The sequence below is a fragment of the Hydrogenovibrio sp. JE_KL2 genome (assembly GCF_009296185.1).
Taxonomy (GTDB): domain Bacteria; phylum Pseudomonadota; class Gammaproteobacteria; order Thiomicrospirales; family Thiomicrospiraceae; genus Hydrogenovibrio.
In genome coordinates, this window is record NZ_WBJR01000003.1 from 1 (window position 1) to 19989 (window position 19989).

Sequence of the window (19989 nt, forward strand, 5' to 3'; positions counted from 1 at the left end):
GGACCATAGCGAGATGGAACCACCTGATCCCATTCCGAACTCAGTAGTGAAACGTCTCAGCGCCGATGGTAGTGTGGCAGGTGCCATGTGAGAGTAGGTCATCTCCAAGCTTATATTCCGAAAACCACTCTAGCGAGTGGTTTTTTTTTAACCATAAATTAACAAAAATCAACTCCTTAAGCGATTATTCTTTCTAGGTTTTTACTAATTTGTATTCGTTTTCGCGCCTCTGTATAATACCGATACAATTTTATAAAATGGAAACTACATGGAACAGCAGTCTAGCTATACTAAAGAAGAATTATTGAAATGTGGCCGAGGAGAATTGTTCGGTCCAGGTAATGCGCAACTACCTTTGCCTCCAATGTTGATGTTCGATAGAATTTCCCATATTTCGGAAGAAGGTGGGGCGTTTGGTAAAGGTCAGATCAGAGCTGAGCTAGATGTTACTAAGGATTTATGGTTCTTTGAATGCCATTTCAACAACGATCCAGTTATGCCTGGCTGTTTGGGCTTGGATGCAATGTGGCAATTAATAGGATTTTTCCTTGGGTGGACCGGTGGTCCAGGTCGAGGACGAGCTCTTGGTTCAGGTGAAGTCAAGTTTTACGGACAAGTTTTACCTAAGGCTAAAAAAGTTGAGTATGTAATTGATATGAAGCGTGTGATCAAAAGAAAGCTATACATGGGTATTGCTGATGCACACATGTTTGTTGATGGAAAAGAAATTTATTCTGCGGCTGATTTAAAGGTCGGTTTGTTTACTAATACGGATTCTTTCTAATTATGAAGCGAGTAGTCATCACAGGTATAGGCATTGTTTCAAGCCTAGGGAATAGTAAGGATGAAGTTACCGATTCACTGCGAAAAGGTAAATCAGGCATTGTATTTGCCCCTGAGTATGCTGAAAATGGAATGAGATCGCAGGTACATGGTGCCATTAAGGATTTGAACTTCCAAGATCACATTGATAGAAAGCAACTTCGTTTTATGGGTGATGCTGCGGCTTATAGTTATATTGCAATGAAACAGGCTGTTGAAGATTCTGGTTTGAGTGAAGATCAAATTTCAAACCCTAGAACAGGTTTGGTTGCTGGGTCTGGTGGTGGATCTAATTCAAATGCCACCGATGCCGTTGAAATTGCTAAAACAAAAGGTGTGAAGCGTGTTGGGCCTTATATGGTTACTCGTACAATGGGCTCAACAGTTTCTGCCTGTTTGGCAACGCCATTCAAAATCAAAGGTATTAATTACTCTATCAGTTCTGCATGCTCAACCTCTGCGCATTGCATAGGTACTGCTGTTGAACAAATTCAACTAGGAAAGCAGGATGTCGTTTTTGCAGGTGGCGGCGAAGAGCTTCATTGGACGATGTCTGTACTGTTTGATGCAATGGGTGCTTTGTCTTCAAAATACAATGACACACCAGAGAAGGCTTCTCGGGCTTACGACTCCGACAGAGATGGTTTTGTAATCGCAGGTGGTGGCGGTATGGTTGTTGTGGAAGAGTTGGAGCACGCTCTGGCTCGTGGCGCAAAAATTTATGCTGAAATAACAGGTTACGGCGCTAACTCCGATGGCTATGATATGGTTGCACCATCAGGTGAAGGTGCCGTGCGTTGTATGAAGATGGCACTTGCAAATATTGATGGTGAAGTGGATTATATTAACCCACACGGGACATCAACACCTGTTGGAGACACGAAAGAAGCTGCAGCTATACGAGAGGTGTTTGGTGATAGGATTCCAAGGATTAGTTCAACGAAATCAATGTCAGGCCACTCATTGGGTGCGGCGGGTGTACACGAGTTGATTTACAGCTTATGTATGCTTGAAAATGACTTTATTGCACCTTCGATTAATGTCGAAAACCTTGACCCAGAGTGTGCAGGCATGCCAATCGTTACTGAGATTGTTGAAAATGCGGGCTTGAATCGTGTCATGAGTAACAGTTTTGGTTTTGGCGGAACAAACGCATGTATCGTTGTGGAAAAGTACAAAGCTTAATTTTCTAAATTGACGATATAAAAAAACCGGCATTTGCCGGTTTTTTTATGTTTGCAATATTTAGCAATAGGGCCATGGTGCATTGCACTTACCTTTATTCTTTGTAGGAGATTTTTTAATCGTTTTTTCCGGTGAAATTTTGTGGCAAGCAATAAGCTGTTTTTTGTAAAGTTCAGCACGATTTTTTACCTTCGTAGCGACGTGTAGTAACCATTTCTTTTTTAGGTAGGTTTTTCTTGCATAGCCGCCTTGTCCTTCATGGTAGGCAAGATAGAGTCTGTATGCATCATCTCTTCTAATTTTATTCTTAATGTGCGACTGATAGTTGTACCATCCGATAAAATCCAAAGAATCTTCGACATTTGTTCTTTTGGCAAAGCGATTCCCTGTTGATTTCTGATACTCATACCAGGCAGGATCTTGTGCTTGCGAGTAGCCATAAGCAGAGGAGTCTCTTGGTAGGGGAATGATACCAAGCGCGTATTCGCGCTTGGGTTGGGCGTCATCCTTAAACCTAGATTCTTGGTAGATAAATGCCATTAGAATGTACTCTGGAACCCCCCATCTTTTTGAGGAAGCTTTGGCTGCGGCTTCCCAATCGCTATCATAACCATAAATGTGGCAGATGTTGTTATGGGTTTGTCTAGGCGGATTGGTAGTACAACCGGAAATCAGTATCAAAAATGTAAGTAGTAAGATGGTCTTTAAAGCGGTATTCATAACGTTCATTGCGAATAAATAAAAGTTTTTCGGTAGATAGGTTGCTTTTGGCTGTTCAGTATCTCGACATCCCAGTGCCCGCTCCATGCGCTACTGAGGCGTTTACTTGACCAAGTACGGAAATTTTGCCCTTTGATTTGAAGGGGAATCGTTGCCATAACTTTTCCATTGTAACGCCAACGGTGGTACAGCATCTCACCACTTGCCTTTTCTATTTGAGTAAAGAAATAAAGTTTTCTGACAAATTTTGGGATGACGTCGTTATAAACTTTTCCTGGTTCCCTGTTTGTTATCTCGGTCGTAAAAACAGCTCTGCGAATTTGAATAGGACTTTGAACTAACGGTGTTTCTGTCAAAGCTGGAGCTGATGTTGCTTCTTGTTTGGATAGCTCCAAGTCCGTTCGCTCATCATGTGAAAGCAAGGATAAAGAGTTGCCAGGTTTTTCGTTGGCGGGTTTCTGAGAGAGTTTTTGTTTCTCTTCTAATGGTGTGCTTGGCTTTTTGGTTTGGCTTTTTGCGGCAGTGAGAAGGCCAAAGTCATCCGAATTGGGAGCTTGAGTTTGCTGAGAAAGTGGTGTTACAGCAGAGGTTGCGGTAACCGGTCCTTTGGCTATCTTTTGGGGTTTGTTTTTTTGTTTTTCTTGCTGGATATTCTGAATCATGACACTGGCAGTTGCTAAGCCTGCAACGATTGCCATCACCATCCAAATTGCTTTATTACGCCATGGGGATTCTTTTTCATTCTCTAATGCTTCAGCCAGGTCATCCTGATACTGGTGCCAGCCACTTTCAAAGTGGGTTTTCATCGCATTGTCCAACTTAATCAGGCTGGGCATAAGCGTTAAAGATTTGCCATCCATAGCCAACCGATAGCCTTTTTTAAAAGCGTATAAGTGATTGGCATTTTGTGTTTCAGGCAATTTCATATTAGCTAATCAAACAAGGCTTCTGAAAAGTCCTTTGCATTAAAAGTTCGTAAATCATCAATGCTTTCGCCCACACCGATAAATCTGACGGGTAAGCCGGTTTTTTCAGCGAGTGCAAAAATAATTCCACCTTTCGCTGTTCCATCCAGTTTTGTAAGCGTCAAACCAGTCAGTTCCATAGCATCATGAAATTGCTGGGCTTGGTTCATAGCGTTTTGTCCTGTACCTGCATCAAGCACTAGCATCACTTCGTGGGGTGCTGATGCGTCCACTTTTTGGATGACGCGTTTTACCTTTTTTAACTCTTCCATTAGGTTGGATTGAGTATGCAAGCGACCGGCGGTATCGGCGATAAGCACATCGATTTTTTTAGCAGTCGCAGATTGAATAGCATCAAAAATCACAGCAGCAGAATCGGCTCCCGTATTTTGCGCGATGACAGGAACTTGGTTACGCTCTCCCCAGGTTTGAAGTTGTTCGACAGCAGCGGCACGAAAAGTATCGCCAGCTGCCAGCATGACTGACTTGCCTTCGTTTTGGAACTTCTTAGCCAATTTACCAATAGTGGTTGTTTTTCCAACGCCATTGACGCCGACCATCAAAATCACGAAAGGTTTGTGGCTTGATGTATCAATTTCCAAAGGCTTTGCTACGGGTTCAAGTAATTCCATTAACTGTAGCTTTAAGGCATTAATTAAGGTTTCTGGGTCTTTGAGCTCTTTTCTGGAGACTTGTTCTGTTAGGTTTTGGATGATTTTATCCGTCGCGTCTACACCGATGTCCGCACCTAAAAGAACCATTTCGAGTTCTTCAAGGAGTTCGTCATCGATTTCTTTTTTGCCCAGAATCAAGTTAGCTAGATTATCTGTAAAGCCTTGTCTAGTTTTCTTTAGCCCAGATTTTAAGCGGGCGAAGAATGAGGGAGATTTTTCTTCGGCAATAGACTGAGTTTCAGATAAGGCATCAGTTTGCGAAAATGTTTCATATGAAACGTTTTCTTCAGACATTTGCTCAGCGTTCTCTTCTAACGCTTTGTTTAGGTTGTCTTTTCGTTTTAAAAAACTGAACATTCGGTTCCCTTAAATTTTTTGGTAATCACCAAGAAAATGATTTAAGTAATCGTAGGGGGCTTTCAAAGCTTCGGTCATACTTAGTTGATAAATATGGGCTATTATAAAGCAAATCAAGGTCTTTTTTAGGGGATTCGAGGCGATGAAGCTTGCGATACATTGGATGTTTTTAGGAATTTTAGCCGTTACGAGTTTTGCTGCGATGGCAAAGAGCGATGCGGGTATTTTTGAGTATCAACTTAAAAACGGATTGAAGGTGGTTATTAAGCCTGATCATCGTGCGCCAGTGGTTGTTCAGCAAGTTTGGTATCGAGTGGGTTCAAATTATGAAGAGAATGGCTTGACCGGCATTTCACATATGCTGGAGCATATGATGTTTAAGGGAACAAAAACCTTAAAGCCAGGTGAATTTTCCGAGAGAGTAGCAAAGCTTGGGGGGCAAGAGAATGCCTTTACCTCTTCTGACTATACGGTCTATTATCAGGTTGTCGGTAAGCAACATTTAGCAGAAGTCATGAAGCTGGAAGCTGATCGAATGCACAACTTGGTTATAAAAAATAAGGAATTCCAAAAAGAGCGAGAGGTTGTTACAGAAGAGAGGCGCTGGCGAATTGAGGACAAGCCAGCAAGTAATCTCTATGAGCAATTTAATGCAATCGCTTTCATAAATAGCCCACCTCATCATCCTACTATTGGGTGGATGAATGATATTCGCCATTACACAGCAAAAGATGTCAGGCACTGGTATCGGAAATGGTATGCACCTAATAATGCGACACTAGTAGTCGTTGGGGATGTCGATCCACAGCAAGTGCTGAAGTTGGCGAAGCGCTACTATGGTGTTTATAAGTCGAAAAAAATTGTGCAACCTAAACCTCAGGTTGAGATTCCACAGCAAGGCGAACGAAAAGTTGTTTTAAAGGGGGCAACCAAAGTGCCTAGTGTTTTGATGGGATTTCACGTGCCAACATTGGCGACAGCAAAGACGCCTGAAGAAAAACAAGATGTCTATGCGCTCTCAGTGCTAAGCAATGTGCTGGATGGAGATGACTCTTCCCGATTGACCAAAGATTTGGTCAGAGGCAGTAAGCAGTTGGCAAGTGCCGGTGCTGGGTACGATGAATTGTCTCGACTCGAAACGTTGTTTTTGATGGAGGGAACGCCTTCCAAAGACGTGACTCCCAAGCAGGTTGAAGATGCCTTGTGGCAAGAAATTGAAAAGTTACAAAATACGCCAATCCAGCCAGAAGAACTCAGCAGAGTACTGGCACAAACTGAAGCTCAGTATGTTTACCACCAAGACTCAATTCAAGCACAAGCGATGGTGTTAGGGGCTTCTATTTCTGTCGGGTTACCTGTGGATACTGATGCTCATTGGATCGAGCATTTACGAACAGTAACCCCTCAGCAAGTCCAAGCAGTGGCGAAAAAGTATTTTTCTAAAGATAAAATGACCTTGGGTGTTTTGCTGCCGAATGGTAAAGCGCCAGTGCAGTCCGAGTCTTCGGCGATTAGTGCAGGAGGGATTCGATAATGAAACGATTCGGTCTGTATTTACTGTTAGGATTGGGAACGTTATTTTTACTTCCTGCGGAAGCCGCTGTAAAAATACAACATTGGAATACGCCAAATGGCGCTAGAGTTTATTTTGTGCAGGCGAATCAATTGCCTATGATGGATGTCGAGCTGAAATTTGATGCAGGTTCTGCAAGAGATGGCGATCAATTTGGTTTGGCTTATATGACGTCTGCGTTGATAGGTACCTCAACCAGTCAGCTGACTGAGGATGGGATCAGCTCTGACTTCAATAATATTGGCGCACAGTTCGGTACCGATGCCGGGCGGGACAGTGCTTCTATTTACCTTAGAACGTTAACTCGTCCCAAGATTCTTCACCAAGCGTTGTCGGTATTTGAGCAGGTGACTTCTGATGCGGTATTCAAACCGGAAATTTTAGATAGAGAGCGCAACCGTTTGTATTTGCAATTGAAGCAAAAGGCCGTCACGCCATCAGCGCTGATGTCCGATAAGTTGTGGTCTGAATTGTATGGAAAACACCCTTACGCACATCCACCGGAAGGTACCCAACAATCGTTGAAGAAATTGACAGCGCAAACGTTGAAAGACTTTTATCGACAATACTACGTTGCCAGTAATGCACAAGTAACCATTGTCGGCAAACTTACTCGAAAGGAGGCTGAGCAAATTGCTACGCGTTTGACGCAGTCATTGCCGGAAGGTAAAAAGCCAGCACCTTTGTCCCAGCCAATGCCGCTTAAAAAGGCGAAGGTCGTTCATATTCCCTTTACCGCGACGCAAACACATTATGCTTTGGCGCAGGTAGGTATTGAACGAGGTAATCCAGACTATGCCGCATTATTTGTAGGAAATCAGATTTTAGGTGGTAGTGGTTTCAGTTCGCTTCTCATGGAGAATGTTCGTGAAAAACGCGGTCTGGTTTACGGGGTGTATAGTTATTTTGTCCCGATGAAAGTTTCTGGCCCATTTGTCATCAGTTTATCGACTAAAAACGCCAATGAAGAAAAGGCCGATAAGGTTGTTAGAGAAACATTGGAAGGTTTTATGAAAGACTTTTCGGATAAGAAATTACAGGCCATTAAAAGCAATTTGATTGATGGTTTTCCGTTAAGAATGGACAGTAACAGCAAACTCTTGGCTTATGCTTCGATGATAGGGTTTTATGGGTTGCCGTTAGATTATTTGCAGAGTTTTCCAAAAGCCATCTCTAAAGTGACCAAGCAAGATATCTTAAAAGCCTGGTCTAAACATGTGCATCCGCAAGCCATGTTGCAAGTTACCGTTGGGCAAAAGTAAAAGAAAGCTGCTAAAAAGAATTAAGCCGTATTTAGGTTTTCTTGGCAGAAAATGCAGTTTCTACCATTGTTTTTGGCTTGGTACAGCATCTTGTCCGCCTCTTTTAGTAAGGCATCGAAATTAACCCTGCCGGATGCTGCTGCAATTCCGAAGCTTGCAGTGACCTGAATACTACATTCAGGAAGTTGTATCGGTGTTGATTCGATTTTATGCCTAATGCGTTCGGCAATATCCTTAGTTGCGTCTAAGCTCAGGCTAGGTAGGATCAGTACAAACTCTTCCCCGCCAATACGTGCCACCAAGTCTCCCTGCCTTGAAGTCTCTTGGAGAACCTTTGCGATTTCTGTTAAAACAGCGTCGCTGACCTTATGACCATAGCTGTCATTCACTTGCTTGAAGTAATCAATGTCAACTGTTATCACATTTAATGGCGTACGTTGAATTTCCGTTGACGACAAAATAATAGGTAGGGCTTTTGTTAGACCTCTACGATTTAAAACGCCCGTTAAAGGATCGTTGAGCGCTAAGTCCAATAGCTTCCTATGGTCGTGAATCAATATGGATGTCAAGAAGCCGATGGACACCAAGATAAAGCTCGTCGTTGTGGCAGTGAATGCTATGGTGTAGGCCGTGTGTAAGCTATTGAATTCGTATGCCAAGTAAGCTTGTATTGGAGCCGTTATAATAATAATTAAAGCACTCAGTGCGATTAATCCGCTGCCGATGTTCTTAAGTTTAATGGCACGCTGTAGTGAGATATAGAAGATAACGGGATAAACAAATAACGCATAGATTGAACCCACCAATATATGCTCCAATGCACCTTCGGCGTGAAAGATGGCATAGAGCGGGATGATATGAAGTCCAGCGATGAGTGCAATTTTTTTGAGGTTGTCTGAGCATTGTCTTACGGCAATTAATAGCAAAAAGCTACTGATGATATAGCCTGTTCCCGGCGGCAGAAATTTGTGATTCGGGCCGTAAAGGTCTCTCATGGCGAGTGAAACCCAGCTGATAATTGCAAACAGAAAAAATAATTTGAACAGTCTGATTGAAGCAACCGGAAGGTCTCTGTTTTGCAAAGAGAAGATGACTAAGAGAATGCTTGCTGTAGACGTGATTAAAACGGCATGTAATGCATAAATATATGTATGAAAGTCTGTTTCTAGCATATTTTCGACTTAATCTTCCTGGAGGCTTGGAGGTCCATTTTATATGGTTCGTGTAAGCTTGGTTTTTTTAAAATTGATTAAATCATACTGATTCCAAACAAGTGTTGCAGACCAAAACCTGTCAAAAAAGCAATGCTGGCAGCCGCACTCCCCATTATCAGCGTTTTCACACCGGAAGCGAGTTGGCGTTTTCCAAGAGATAAGCTTTTTATCAGGCCGATGGAGAAAAACATGAACATGGCGATTAACGCGCTTGCAGTGAATTGTGTCGTTAGACTCAAACCTGACATCAAGTAAGGCACCAATGGCATTGCACCGACGGTGATAAATGCCAAGAAGGTTGCCAGAGCTGAAACCGAACAGTTTGAATGATTCTTCTGTAGACCATGTTCTTCAGTTAGCATGGTTTCAATCCATAGCGTTTTATCTTGAGAAATGGTGTCGACAATTTTTTCCAGTATTTTGCCTTGGAACCCTTTTTGTTGAAAGATTTGTCGTATTTCTTCTTTTTCACCCTCTGGGACTCTGTCGATATGGTCGGCTTCCAGCTTTTTGATGGTGTCTATATATTCGTTTTGGGCTTTGGTTGCTTCGTAGTTGCTTACTGCCATGCTGAACCCATCGGCAAACAAATTTGCAAACCCAAGCACAAGCGCGACTGAAGCGGAAAAACCTGCACCAAAGGCTCCTGAAACAACTGCGAAAGTCGTTACGCAACCATCAATTGCGCCTAACACTGCGTCCGGAAGAACTTGAGGTTTTGATGGTGCGTTCAGCCTTTCGGAAATCATGTCAGGATGATGGTCTTGCCTAAGTTGGTCAAGACTGTCTGGTTTCATATGTGTCCTTTGGGGGTGGATAGTTTAATTCTACTGAAAATCTGCGGCATGGAACAAGTAAACGAAAGGTTTCTACTATCTTAATGATAATGGCGTTTTGCAGGCCCGGGTATCTCCCTATTAGAAGCACGATTCTAGTGTGATAAAATGTATTAATAAAGAAGGTTTTACGTAAAAACACCTGTTTGAGGCTTTTTAGAAGATGTTTACAAGACGTCAGTTTATGATTCGTAGTTTGGTTTCCGCGGCGGCTTTGGCATCTCTTTCTGGTTGTTCTTGTCGCCAGTCTTTGAAAATGGCAATCCACCCGTGGATAGGCTATGAGCCTATTTATCTGGCAGAAGATTTCGGTCTATTGCCTCATGAAGTCTCATTAATTAAAGGGCATAACGCTTCGCAAAGCATTCAACGCCTAAAATCAGGGGAGGTCGATGCTGCCGCTTTGACGTTAGACGAAGTATTTAGAGCGCGGAATCAAGGCATCGCTTTGACCGTTGTTTTAGTTTTTGATAGTTCTGCAGGAGCCGATATGTTGCTTGCTCGTTCAGGAGTAGACGATCTGACCCAGTTGAAAGGCAGGCGCATTGGTTATGAAAGAAGTGCTGTGGGTGAATTGATGATGTCAAAAGCACTGCAAACCGTTGGGTTACAGGAAACGGATGTCGTTAGAGTCAACTTACCGCCGGACAAGCAAGTTGAAGCTTGGAAAAATAATGAGGTTGATGCGGTAATTACCTATGAACCCACCGCAAGCTTGCTGAAAGAGTTGGGGGCAAAAATGTTGTTTGATAGCCGCCAGATTCCTGAAACCATATTTGATGTTTTGGCCGTCAAAACAGAGGTGTTGGAAAACTGTCCGGCAGTCATCAAAAAACTGGTCAAAGCCGATTTTGAGGCATTGACCCGTATGAACACCAATTTGGGCGATGCCATTTACCGAATTGCTAACCACGAGAATATTCTGCCGAACGATATTAAGTCCGCATTAAGAGGTGTGATTTTGCCGAGCTTAGCCACCAATAGACATTATTTGCGTCCAAGCTCCTCTTTTTACCGCGCCGCTCGGACATTAAACGAGCTCATGTATGAACAAGGTATGATTTCTCGTCTTGATGATTTCGACAAATTGTTATCCAACCGATACTTGCCGGAAGATAATATATGAATCGCCTGCATAAAAGACTACGGTCTATTCTATTTGTTTTCGTCAGCTTATGGAGCTGGTCTGCTTGTGCACATTCGAGCCTGGATTCCAACCTGAATTTAGGCGTCTATGCCTATCGCGAGCCTGAGAAAACAAGACAACAGTTCCAGCCGTTGGTCGATTTCCTAAATTCGCAGGTATCGGGTTTTCACATCCACTTACAAGTATTAAGCAACGAGCAATTAAAAACTGCCCTGCATCGCCATGAAGTTGATTTACTGTTGGTTAACCCCAGTCTTTATGAAATTGTGAGAAATGAGAACAGCCTAAGCGGTGCGATCGCTACCGTTCAACGCTCTCGCCATGGTATGACCACGAGCAGTCTTGGCGGTGTCGTGTTCACACTGGCAAACCGTAAAGACATTTCACAGTACAAAGATCTACAACATAAAGTCATCGCCGTTCCTTCAACAAGCAATATGGGGGCGTATCGAATTCCTTTGTTCGAGCTGAAGAAACGTGGCCTGAAAACTGAGGCAATTAGATTTCTATCGGTTGGAACCAATGATGATGTCGTTAAAAGTGTTTTAACAGGAAAAGCGGATGTCGGTTTTGTCCGTACCGGTATTTTGGAAGGCTTGCAAGACGAGGGCAAGTTGAAGCTGACGCAAATCAAAGTGATTCACCCGCGCAAGATGAAAGGTTTCCCTTATCTGGTATCCACGGCCTTGTATCCTGAGTGGCCTTTCGTCGTATTGTCGAATGTCGATGAACATAAGATTCGACAGTTGGTTGTCGCGTTGTTCAAGTTTAAGCCGGATGCCGACTATGTTAAGCAGTTTGGGATGGCTGGTTTTGTACCGCCTGCGGATTATCTTCCTGTACAGAACTTGTTGAGGACGCTTCATCTGCCACCTTACGATGCCTTGCCAGAATTTAACTTGGAAGGTTTCTGGACGGTCTACCATGTGCCGATATTACTGTTGCTGGTACTGTTTATTGTGGTTGTGATTGCTTTGCTGGGTACGGGCGCATTGAGCGCAAACCTCAAGGAGCAGTCAAACCGGCTGTCTGCCATTATTAAAGCAACGCGTTCCGGTAGTTGGGAGTGGGACATCCCATCTGATGGACTGGTCATTAATGAAAGATGGGCGGAAATTATTGGTTATAAACTGTACGAGTTAGAACCTATTAATATTCATACTTGGGCGCGTTTTGCGCACCCGGATGACCTAAAGAAATCCAGTGAACTTATTCGCAAGCACTTTGCCGGAGAGCTGGATTATTATGAGGTAGAGCTTCGTATGCGACATAAGGACGGTCGCTGGATCTGGGTTTTGGATCGAGGGATGGTGACGCGTTGGTCGGCGAAAGGGGAGCCGGTAAAAATGGCGGGCACCCACGTTGAAATTACCAATCTGAAAAATCATGAAGAGCTGCTTAAGCTTAATGCCGCCCGTGATGAAGCATTACTACGTTTGCCACAATTGATGGAGAATTCTACAGAGGCTGACTTTCTATCGGCTGCTCTCGAACAAATTAGAGAGATGGTTGGGAGTGAGTTGGCATTCGCGCACATCATTATCCCTGGGAAAAAGCTCGAAGAGGCGCATTGGTCTGAGTGTTCTTATCCCGTATGCAAAACGCACCTGGATCAGCAGTTTTCTATCGTGTTGACGGAAGTCTGTCATCAAATTGTTGAAACCGGGCAAATGTACTCTAAAGAAGGTGGAACAGATTTATTCCTGATGCAAGAGGACATGACAGCCCAGCTCATTAATGTCCATCGTTGCTTTGTGCTACCGGTTTTTGAGCAAGACAAGGTCATTATGCTGTTTGGCATGGGGAATAAAGCAGCCCCTTATGATGAATCTGATATTGAGACCGTTCGCATTTTGGGGAGTGAAGTTTGGCGTTTGATTGAAAATAACCGTATTCAAATCAAAGCCAATCAGCAGTATTTGCAGTACCAGCGTCTTGTTAAAGAAATAGGTGACAACTATGTGGTGTTTTCGGTTAGTGCGGATGAAAATACTATTCAGTATGCCAGCGACAGCATTGAAAAAGTGTTCGGAGTGTCAAAAGAAAAAATCCTTGGATCCTCTTGGCCCAACATGGTTCAGTGGAATGAAGATTCCGTTCAGGAGGTCTTGGGCTATAAAGAAGCGATGCGTAGAGGGGAGCTCGACTTCAAAGAATACTACATGCGGTTTACCCATCCGAGTGAGCATGAAGAACGTATCATCCATGTCATGCTGCATGCCGTTAGAGATGAACAGGGGGTGTTGATTGGTACGGATGGTCTCATCGAACACGTCACCGATAAAATCAGAGCCGAAAGAGAATTAAAACAAGCCGCCAGTGTGTTTGAGTATGCACAGGAAGGCATCATGATTACCGATGCCAAAGCCAATATTTTGGATGTTAATGAAGCGTTTGTACGGATTACCGGTTACGAGCGTGATGAAGTCATCGGACAAAAGCCCAATATCCTGAATTCGGGACGCCAATCTCCGGCCTTCTATGCCGAGTTGTGGAAAGAACTCTTTATGGGCGGTCAGTGGTCGGGTGAAATTTGGAACCGTCGTAAAGATGGCGAAGAGTATCCTGAAAAAGTCACCATCAGCAGTATTTTTGATGAAGACGGCAATGTCACTCAATATATCGCGCTATTTTCCGACATCAGCTTACAGAAACAGCAGCAGGCTCAGCTTGAGCATATCGCCCACTATGATAGCTTAACGGGGCTACCAAACCGATCCCTGCTTTCTGACCGTATCTCTCAAGCAATGGCTTACTCTAACCGCCATCAATTACAGATGGCTGTGGTGTTTATTGATTTGGATGGTTTTAAAGCTGTCAACGATGTTTATGGGCACCAAGTCGGGGATAGACTGCTGGTAGAAATCGCCAAACGTTTCGAGCGCTCGCTGCGTGAGTCCGATACCATTGCCCGATTAGGAGGCGATGAGTTTGTTGCCGTCATTTCCGACTTTAAACAACAGAACGAGCTCGAAGCCGTGTTAAAACGTTTGTTGGTCGATGCGAATGACCCCGTCACACTGGGTAGCTCCAAGTTAGGGGTTTCGGCCAGTATCGGGGTGAGTTTTTACCGTCAAGGCGCAGACTTGGATGCAGACCAGGTTATGCGTCAAGCAGACCAAGCAATGTATCAAGCCAAACTCAGAGGCAAAAACCAAATCTTTATTTTTGAAGAATCCGATCAAATTGCACAAAGCGCTGATTTGTTGGCTTTGGAAAAGGCGATGGAGCGCAATGAGTTGTGCCTTTACTATCAGCCTAAAGTCAATATGCGCACAGGAGAGGTACTTGGATTTGAGGCCTTGATTCGCTGGGAGCACCCGGAAAAAGGGCTGCTATTGCCAGGCGCGTTTTTAACGTTGCTCAATGACCATCCTTTGACCAATAAGTTAGGTTATTGGGTCATAGAAGAAGCCTTGAAGCAAATGTGCATTTGGGCGCAAGCCGGTAAAGAGATCTCGGTGAGCGTCAATGTTGAAGGCAGCTTGCTTCAAGATGCGAGGTTTGTGAGCCAGTTGAAGAAGCTGCTGGATAAATATCCTAAGGTTAAACCTGGCTGGCTGACGCTCGAAATATTGGAAAGTTCAGCGATTGAAGACCTGTTCACTGTATCGAAAATCATCGTCGAATGTCGCAAACTCGGCGTTTACTTTTCGATAGACGATTTCGGTACCGGTTACGCCTCATTGACTTATCTGAAAAGCTTGCCGGTGCACGAGTTGAAGATCGACCGTTCCTTTATCAAAGACCTCACTAGCGACTTGCAGAGTTTGGCGATTATGCAAAGTTTGGCCAGCATGGGGCAGGCCTTTAACCTCAAGGTCATTGCTGAAGGGGTCGAAAATGATCAACAGGCAGCGATGCTACTCAAGCTGGGCTATGAATTGGCTCAAGGATATCGCATCGCCCGACCAATGCCGTCTGCAAATGTTTTGGACTGGTTGAATGCTTGGCAGGTTTTCCCTCATTGGCAGGCGGTCGAAAAAATTAAGGATGCTAAAGGATTGGTGCTGGTTGCCGTCATCGCTGAGCACAAGGCGTGGGTTGAAATGATTAAACGTTATGTTGAAACCGCGTCGAAAGAGCTGCCGCCACTTCATCCGAGCGAGTGCCGCTTTGGGCGTTGGTTGCAAGGTGAAGGCACCGCTGTGTTGGGTATGTATCGAGATGAAGTCGAAAACCTGCATCAAAGTGTGCATGTTGTGGGTGAAAAGGCCGTAGCTTTGAAAAAAATTGGTGATATTCAAAGCGCGAGAAAGGAGATGGTTGAGCTGGAAAAACTAAAGAACCAGATTGTCTCCATTATCGAGAAATTGATTTCCGAGCGCGGTGAAGAACTGCTTTTCCAAAAAGAGAATCCTTCCTAGTTAAAATCTGCCAGGTTGGGGGTGCCGGCTTTGCGTTAAAATAGCGGCGTTAAATCGGTCGCAAAGAAATCATCACGGCAAAATAGTTAATCATGTCAAAATCCAAAAGAAATTCGCATCACACAAAGAACTCGACGCCCGAAGGGGCAAATCGAGCAAAATCTGCCAGGTTGGGGGGGCGTGATAGCCTTCGCCAGAAAAATGAAATGGGCGAAGCTCGGATTATCGGCGGAGACTTCAGGGGGCGAAAACTTCCTGTTCGCCAAGCGGAAGGCTTGAGGCCAACGTCTGATCGCATTCGCGAAACGCTATTCAATTGGTTGCAATTTGAAGTGCCGGGGGCAAGTTGCTTGGATGTGTTTTCCGGCTCCGGCGCTTTGGGTTTTGAAGCCTTATCGCGTGGTGCGGCGAGTGTGGTGTGTTTGGAATTATCCGCGCAAAACGCCAATCAACTCAAGGCCAATCAGCAGTTACTCAAGGCAGCAAATATCAGTGTCATTCAAACCGATAGCTTGGCTTGGCTGGAAAATCACGCCGAAAAACCCTTTGATATTATTTTTATCGACCCGCCGTTTCATCAAGGGTTGATGCAACCGACATTGGATAAATTGTTTGGAAACGGTTATATCGGCGACTCGACATGGTTGTATCTGGAGCAAGAAAAACCACTTGATTGGCCTTTGCTGCCAGAGGAGTGGGTATGCTACCGAGAGAAAACGACTTCTCAAGTCCGCTTAGGGCTTTGGTGCATTGAACACTGAGCTGAATTTTCCCCGCTTAATCTCTTAATAAGGCATCTAGCTGGTCGACAGCTTCAATCCACTCGGCGTCATCAGCAAATGCTTCGGCAATAAATGCGGCCTGACCGTCATTCCAGAAATCCGCTTCAGCAAGTGATACTGACAAAGGCAAAGGTTTATGCGCCTCAACAAAGGCTTCTATTTCCACTTGTTCATTTGGCAAACCCAGTTGCTGAAACAGGGTTTCCAGTGTGTGTTCAGAAACATCCATATTGCCTCCTTTAGTGGTTAGCTTTCACTTTGTGTTGACCTCATGATACTCCTTAATCAAGATGCATCGCAATCTGAAAAGAATCTCGGTATGATAGTCACCATTAAATAATCTGAGACCTTAGCACGTGATGACTTCACGTCTAAAAACGGCTAAAATCCGCCTTCTCTGCGTTGAAAAACTTACGAATAGCCTGCTATTCATTGCATTTTCCGCCTTGATTAGACGAATTTTATCTCATTTTTATCTTGCACCTCACTCGTGCTAAGGTCTCAATAACTGGTCTGAATTATGAGTATTACCGCTGTTTACCCGGGAACGTTTGACCCGATTACCAATGGGCATTTCGACCTAATAGAACGCGCCGCGCGCTTTTATGATCGCTTGATTATCGCGGTCGCCGATAACCGCAATAAGAACACCTTGTTTACTTTAGAGAAAAGGGTCGAGTTGGCACGCCTGGTCACACAAGGCATTCCAAATGTTGAGGTGATCGGGTTCAGCGGTTTGTTAGTGGATTTCGTGCAGTCGGTGAAAGGAAATGTTCTGTTGCGTGGGCTACGAGCCGTTTCTGACTTTGAGTATGAGTTTCAACTGGCGTCCATGAACCGCAAGCTGGCGCCGGATATCGAGACCATGTTCATGACACCGGCGGAGCAATATGCGTTCATCTCTTCCAGCTTGGTTCGTGAGATTTCGGCATTGGGAGGGGATGTCACCGAGTTCGTTCACCCTCAGGTGGCGCAAGTTTTGCAACAAGCGCAAAACCTTTAACCTTAAGCGCCTAGTCTTTAGCGACAAGGCGCTGCCAACGGCCTTCGACCTGATGCATCTCATACTTTGCCCAGTGCGCAAATTCCTGGCGCGTGATGCAATCGTTTTTCTTCTTTTCCTGTCCGGCGATTTGCTTGAAGATGACATAGTCGGTATTTGAATGGTCGTCATGCCCTTCATCAATGACTTTTCTCATGCTCCAGTTGCTGCCAATCTTTCCATTACTGTAAACACCGCCTAAATGAATTTCTTCGGGCTTCATATTGTGTTGCTTCTGGCTGTGATAAACCAAGTCTAAAATACGGTTCAAATCATATTCATTGATGTCGACAAAAGAGTCGATTTCCTTCAGGGCTTCAATGAAATCCTGATGGGATAGTGATTCGAACTCCGAATGGGCGACAGGCACTTGTTTTTGTGTTTGTTGTAGATAGGCAGGGTAACGGCGCCAGTAAAACAAGCCGTTGAACAACATGGCAACCCCGAAAATCACCACTAGGTTCAAAAGCACGGGTGTGAGCATAAAGCCAAATCCAAGGTGCTGAACCGCATCACCGGCGACAACGGCTGTTAAGGCGGTGGCACCACCCGGTGGATGGATGCATTTCAGGTAGTACATCAGGCCTATGCTGATTCCCACAGCAAGACTTCCCGCCAAGATAGGGTCTGCTATCCAAAGCGCACAAGCAACCCCCACAAAAGCCGATAACAGATGACTGCCAATCAAAGGCCAAGGCTGGGAGAGAGGCCCATGAGGTACCGCAAACAAGAGCACGGCTGAAGCCCCCATCGAGGCAACAATCCCCATGCTTGCCGCACCGGGAATATAGTGATGGCTCACCACCATAATACAAAAAATAGCGATGAAACCGCCAAGTGCGGAGATGATCTTTTCGCTATGGCTGACCGGGGTTTGGCTGACGCCTAGAAAGTGCGAGAGGTTGGCGATAAACGGAGAGTTGTTTTTCAATAGTTTCATAAAGACAGCGACCTTGCTGAAAGAGAGCTTTGCACGAGATGGATGCACGGCTAAAAATGGTTAAAATTCCCCTGAATGTCTCGACTTACCCCTTCGGGCGTCGAGTTCTTTGTTTCGTTGGAAAACTCGCTAATAGCCAGCTATTAGCTTCATTTTCCGCCTAGTTCAGAGGGATTTTACCTCATTTTTATCTCGCACCTCACTCGTGCAAAGCTCTCTGAAGTTTTTGTTGTCGTCGATTCTAGCCTTTTTTGTTTGCATTGCCAAAAATTCTCATTTAGAATGCCTCGTTATGTAATTCAGGTAATAACGAAGGTTTCTAAAGGAATTTGCTTTGACACAATCCTCTCTTCCCGAACAATTGGTGCAGTCGTTTTTGATGGGCAGCAAGCAGTCTCGCTCTGGGCAGAGACGTTTGGAGCTGTTGAGCAAAATCGACAGTTTGGGTTCCTTGTCCTCAGCTGCTAAGGCTTGTGGCATGAGCTATAAAGGTGCGTGGCAAGCGGTCGAGGCGATGAATGAGCTGGCCGGAGGAGATTTGGTTTCTGCCCAAAAGGGTGGTAGTGGTGGCGGTGGCACTCTGTTGACGGAGTCTGGAAAGTCTTTGTTGGCAGCCTACCGTTTATTCAACGAGCAGATGCAGCATTGGATGAGGGAGTTGGAAAATCTTTCTCCGAATATGCTGGGTCAGTTAGAACTCATGAGGAAAATTTCTATGAGAACAAGTGCAAGAAACCTGTTCCACGGTACAGTGAGTCATATTGAAAAAGGCGCGGTCAACTGCAATGTCACGCTGTCGATTGGCGAAGGTACGGAAGTTGTAGCACAAATCACGCTAGACAGCTTGGAGCGATTGGGCGTCGAACTGGGATCGGATGCTTATGTCTTGATTAAAGCCAGTTGGGTGATTTTGACTGAAGACTTGAACGGCGCATTGAAAACCAGCGCACGTAACCAATTCTGCGGCGAGATTTCACATCTTGAGAAAGGTTCTGTGAACTCGGATGTGACCATTAACCTCTCTGGCGGACAACGTATGTCGGCAATCATTACCAATCAAAGCCTGGAAAACCTTGGGTTTGATGTAGGCGACAAAGCTTGTGCGTTGGTAAAAGCAAGCCATGTGTTGTTAGCGGTATCGGACTGATTGGGAACCCTTCCACAGCGAAAAATTTTTTGGCTATCGATATGTATAAAAGGTTATATGCCTTTTCGTGTCAATAATCAGATCGTTAAAAACGGATATCAAGTGGTCGTGACTTGATTTAACAAAAGGAAAAGAGATGAATAAGTTTGTTTCACGTTTATTGGTTGCAGGGCTGTTGCTGACAAGTTCCATGGCTTATGCGGATAACATCAAGATTGCGGTGGCATCGAACTTTTTGGCGACGCTAACGGCTTTGTCCAAAGACTTTACCAACAAGACAGGGATTCCCGTTGAGATTTCCAGTGGTGCAACGGGCATGCTGTATGCACAAATTCAGAAAGGCGCACCTTACGATATGTTCTTTGCAGCCGATGCCAAGCGTCCAAAATTATTGGAGAAGGAAGGTTTGATTGCTTCCAACTCACGCTTTACCTATGTGACAGGTAAGCTAGTATCCTGGGCTCCGAGGTCGTCGAATGTCTCTGCGGATTTGGCATCACTTAACCCTAAGGATGGCAATCTACACTTTATCGCTATCGCCAACCCGAAAACAGCGCCTTATGGTGCAGCTGCCGTGGCGGTTCTGAAGCATTATGGTGTGTATGACAAGTTGCAAAATGCCGGGAAAATCGCCATCGGCGGCAACATCGGCAAGACGTTCCAATATGCCGCTTCGGGCAATGCACAAATTGGTTTGGTGGCAAAATCTTATGTTTCCAACCCTGAAAAACCAGTGGGCGGAACCTTTGTTGAGATTCCTGGCAACCTTTACCCTAAGCTCACGCAGCAAGCAGTGGTGTTGAAAGGAAAGGATTCGGATGCAGTGAAAAAGTTTTTGGCCTACTTCAAGTCAGATGCGGCTAAAAAACAAATCCAAGCGTACGGTTACGGGCTAGGCGATTAATCATCCAAGGGGTGCAAAAGACAGGCATATCGTGGCGAACTCGGCTATGCTA

17 protein-coding genes and 1 rRNA gene are annotated in these 19989 nt (G+C 44.7%); 11 read left to right on the forward strand and 7 right to left on the reverse strand.

Annotated features, from left to right (window positions below; all coding sequences use genetic code 11):
* The 3 genes from rrf to fabB form a co-directional block, all read left to right on the forward strand.
* A 5S ribosomal RNA gene (gene rrf / locus F8R13_RS06085) occupies positions 1-110 on the forward strand; the annotation flags it as partial.
* Positions 111-268: 158 nt separating this feature from the next.
* Positions 269-784, forward strand: coding sequence for a 3-hydroxyacyl-[acyl-carrier-protein] dehydratase FabA (gene fabA, locus F8R13_RS06090; RefSeq protein WP_152832682.1), 516 nt, complete (start codon positions 269-271; stop codon positions 782-784).
* A gap of 2 nt (positions 785-786) precedes the next feature.
* The gene (fabB, locus tag F8R13_RS06095) at positions 787-2007 is read left to right on the forward strand and encodes a beta-ketoacyl-ACP synthase I (RefSeq protein ID WP_152832685.1); all 1221 of its coding nucleotides are present in this window, start codon (positions 787-789) and stop codon (positions 2005-2007) included.
* A gap of 60 nt (positions 2008-2067) precedes the next feature.
* Here fabB and F8R13_RS06100 read toward each other — a convergent pair whose 3' ends face one another.
* Genes F8R13_RS06100 through ftsY form a run of 3 tightly spaced genes read right to left on the reverse strand, consistent with a single transcriptional unit; the run spans position 2068 to position 4723 of the window.
* Positions 2068-2727 carry a transglycosylase SLT domain-containing protein gene (locus F8R13_RS06100; RefSeq protein ID WP_152832687.1) on the reverse strand — a complete coding sequence of 220 codons (660 nt, stop codon included), beginning with the start codon at positions 2725-2727 and terminating at the stop codon, positions 2068-2070.
* A gap of 5 nt (positions 2728-2732) precedes the next feature.
* Positions 2733-3653, reverse strand: coding sequence for a DUF2914 domain-containing protein (locus F8R13_RS06105; RefSeq protein ID WP_152832689.1), 921 nt, complete (start codon positions 3651-3653; stop codon positions 2733-2735).
* A 5-nt stretch (positions 3654-3658) separates the two neighbouring features.
* Entirely contained in the window at positions 3659-4723 is a 1065-nt protein-coding gene (gene ftsY / locus F8R13_RS06110; protein WP_152832691.1) for a signal recognition particle-docking protein FtsY, read from the reverse strand.
* A gap of 142 nt (positions 4724-4865) precedes the next feature.
* On the opposite strand from ftsY, the gene F8R13_RS06115 reads away from it, so the two are divergent.
* Positions 4866-6257, forward strand: a complete 1392-nt coding sequence (locus tag F8R13_RS06115; RefSeq protein WP_152832693.1) for a pitrilysin family protein — start codon at positions 4866-4868, stop codon at positions 6255-6257.
* Positions 6257-7558, forward strand: a complete 1302-nt coding sequence (locus F8R13_RS06120) for a pitrilysin family protein (protein ID WP_152832695.1) — start codon at positions 6257-6259, stop codon at positions 7556-7558. Before F8R13_RS06115 ends, F8R13_RS06120 begins: the two co-directional genes overlap by 1 nt.
* Positions 7559-7578: 20 nt before the next feature.
* Here the strand turns inward: F8R13_RS06120 and F8R13_RS06125 are convergent, their stop codons facing one another.
* Complete coding sequence (locus F8R13_RS06125; RefSeq protein WP_152832697.1) at positions 7579-8730, reverse strand: GGDEF domain-containing protein; 1152 nt, start codon at positions 8728-8730, stop codon at positions 7579-7581.
* 77 nt (positions 8731-8807) lie between these two features.
* Positions 8808-9569 (reverse strand): VIT1/CCC1 transporter family protein, encoded by a 762-nt coding sequence (locus F8R13_RS06130; RefSeq protein ID WP_152832699.1) that lies wholly within the window; start codon positions 9567-9569, stop codon positions 8808-8810.
* Positions 9570-9771: 202 nt separating this feature from the next.
* Between F8R13_RS06130 and F8R13_RS06135 the strand changes: the two genes are divergently transcribed.
* From F8R13_RS06135 to rsmD, 3 genes are all read left to right on the forward strand, one after another.
* Positions 9772-10734 carry an ABC transporter substrate-binding protein gene (locus tag F8R13_RS06135; RefSeq protein WP_152832701.1) on the forward strand — a complete coding sequence of 321 codons (963 nt, stop codon included), beginning with the start codon at positions 9772-9774 and terminating at the stop codon, positions 10732-10734.
* The gene (locus F8R13_RS06140) at positions 10731-15122 is read left to right on the forward strand and encodes an EAL domain-containing protein (protein WP_152832703.1); all 4392 of its coding nucleotides are present in this window, start codon (positions 10731-10733) and stop codon (positions 15120-15122) included. Before F8R13_RS06135 ends, F8R13_RS06140 begins: the two co-directional genes overlap by 4 nt.
* Positions 15123-15214: 92 nt before the next feature.
* Positions 15215-15883 (forward strand): 16S rRNA (guanine(966)-N(2))-methyltransferase RsmD, encoded by a 669-nt coding sequence (rsmD, locus tag F8R13_RS06145; RefSeq protein ID WP_253806376.1) that lies wholly within the window; start codon positions 15215-15217, stop codon positions 15881-15883.
* Between the two features lie 16 nt (positions 15884-15899).
* On the opposite strand, the gene F8R13_RS06150 is transcribed toward rsmD, so the two are convergent.
* Complete coding sequence (locus F8R13_RS06150) at positions 15900-16133, reverse strand: DUF2789 family protein (RefSeq protein WP_152832705.1); 234 nt, start codon at positions 16131-16133, stop codon at positions 15900-15902.
* A 291-nt stretch (positions 16134-16424) separates the two neighbouring features.
* Here F8R13_RS06150 and coaD point away from each other — a divergent pair, with 291 nt between their 5' ends.
* The gene (coaD, locus tag F8R13_RS06155) at positions 16425-16907 is read left to right on the forward strand and encodes a pantetheine-phosphate adenylyltransferase (protein WP_152832706.1); all 483 of its coding nucleotides are present in this window, start codon (positions 16425-16427) and stop codon (positions 16905-16907) included.
* Between the two features lie 10 nt (positions 16908-16917).
* Here coaD and F8R13_RS06160 read toward each other — a convergent pair whose 3' ends face one another.
* Positions 16918-17886 (reverse strand): HPP family protein, encoded by a 969-nt coding sequence (locus F8R13_RS06160; RefSeq protein WP_152832707.1) that lies wholly within the window; start codon positions 17884-17886, stop codon positions 16918-16920.
* Positions 17887-18220: 334 nt separating this feature from the next.
* Here F8R13_RS06160 and F8R13_RS06165 point away from each other — a divergent pair, with 334 nt between their 5' ends.
* Both F8R13_RS06165 and modA read left to right on the forward strand, forming a co-directional pair.
* A complete protein-coding gene (locus tag F8R13_RS06165) occupies positions 18221-19033 on the forward strand; it encodes a TOBE domain-containing protein (RefSeq protein WP_253806377.1) in 813 nt (270 codons plus the stop codon).
* 136 nt (positions 19034-19169) lie between these two features.
* On the forward strand, positions 19170-19937 hold the full coding sequence (gene modA / locus F8R13_RS06170; RefSeq protein ID WP_152832709.1) for a molybdate ABC transporter substrate-binding protein: 768 nt from the start codon (positions 19170-19172) through the stop codon (positions 19935-19937).
* Positions 19938-19989: the final 52 nt, after the last annotated feature.

Bases quoted from the DNA above. Each gene is read 5' to 3' on its own strand.
- fabA (WP_152832682.1), top strand. From the start codon at position 269: ATGGAACAGCAGTCTAGCTATACTAAAGAAGAATTATTGAAATGTGGC.
- fabB (WP_152832685.1), top strand. From the start codon at position 787: ATGAAGCGAGTAGTCATCACAGGTATAGGCATTGTTTCAAGCCTAGGG.
- F8R13_RS06100 (WP_152832687.1), bottom strand. From the start codon at position 2,727: ATGAATACCGCTTTAAAGACCATCTTACTACTTACATTTTTGATACTG.
- F8R13_RS06105 (WP_152832689.1), bottom strand. From the start codon at position 3,653: ATGAAATTGCCTGAAACACAAAATGCCAATCACTTATACGCTTTTAAA.
- ftsY (WP_152832691.1), bottom strand. From the start codon at position 4,723: ATGTTCAGTTTTTTAAAACGAAAAGACAACCTAAACAAAGCGTTAGAA.
- F8R13_RS06115 (WP_152832693.1), top strand. From the start codon at position 4,866: ATGAAGCTTGCGATACATTGGATGTTTTTAGGAATTTTAGCCGTTACG.
- F8R13_RS06120 (WP_152832695.1), top strand. From the start codon at position 6,257: ATGAAACGATTCGGTCTGTATTTACTGTTAGGATTGGGAACGTTATTT.
- F8R13_RS06125 (WP_152832697.1), bottom strand. From the start codon at position 8,730: ATGCTAGAAACAGACTTTCATACATATATTTATGCATTACATGCCGTT.
- F8R13_RS06130 (WP_152832699.1), bottom strand. From the start codon at position 9,569: ATGAAACCAGACAGTCTTGACCAACTTAGGCAAGACCATCATCCTGAC.
- F8R13_RS06135 (WP_152832701.1), top strand. From the start codon at position 9,772: ATGTTTACAAGACGTCAGTTTATGATTCGTAGTTTGGTTTCCGCGGCG.
- F8R13_RS06140 (WP_152832703.1), top strand. From the start codon at position 10,731: ATGAATCGCCTGCATAAAAGACTACGGTCTATTCTATTTGTTTTCGTC.
- rsmD (WP_253806376.1), top strand. From the start codon at position 15,215: ATGTCAAAATCCAAAAGAAATTCGCATCACACAAAGAACTCGACGCCC.
- F8R13_RS06150 (WP_152832705.1), bottom strand. From the start codon at position 16,133: ATGGATGTTTCTGAACACACACTGGAAACCCTGTTTCAGCAACTGGGT.
- coaD (WP_152832706.1), top strand. From the start codon at position 16,425: ATGAGTATTACCGCTGTTTACCCGGGAACGTTTGACCCGATTACCAAT.
- F8R13_RS06160 (WP_152832707.1), bottom strand. From the start codon at position 17,886: ATGAAACTATTGAAAAACAACTCTCCGTTTATCGCCAACCTCTCGCAC.
- modA (WP_152832709.1), top strand. From the start codon at position 19,170: ATGAATAAGTTTGTTTCACGTTTATTGGTTGCAGGGCTGTTGCTGACA.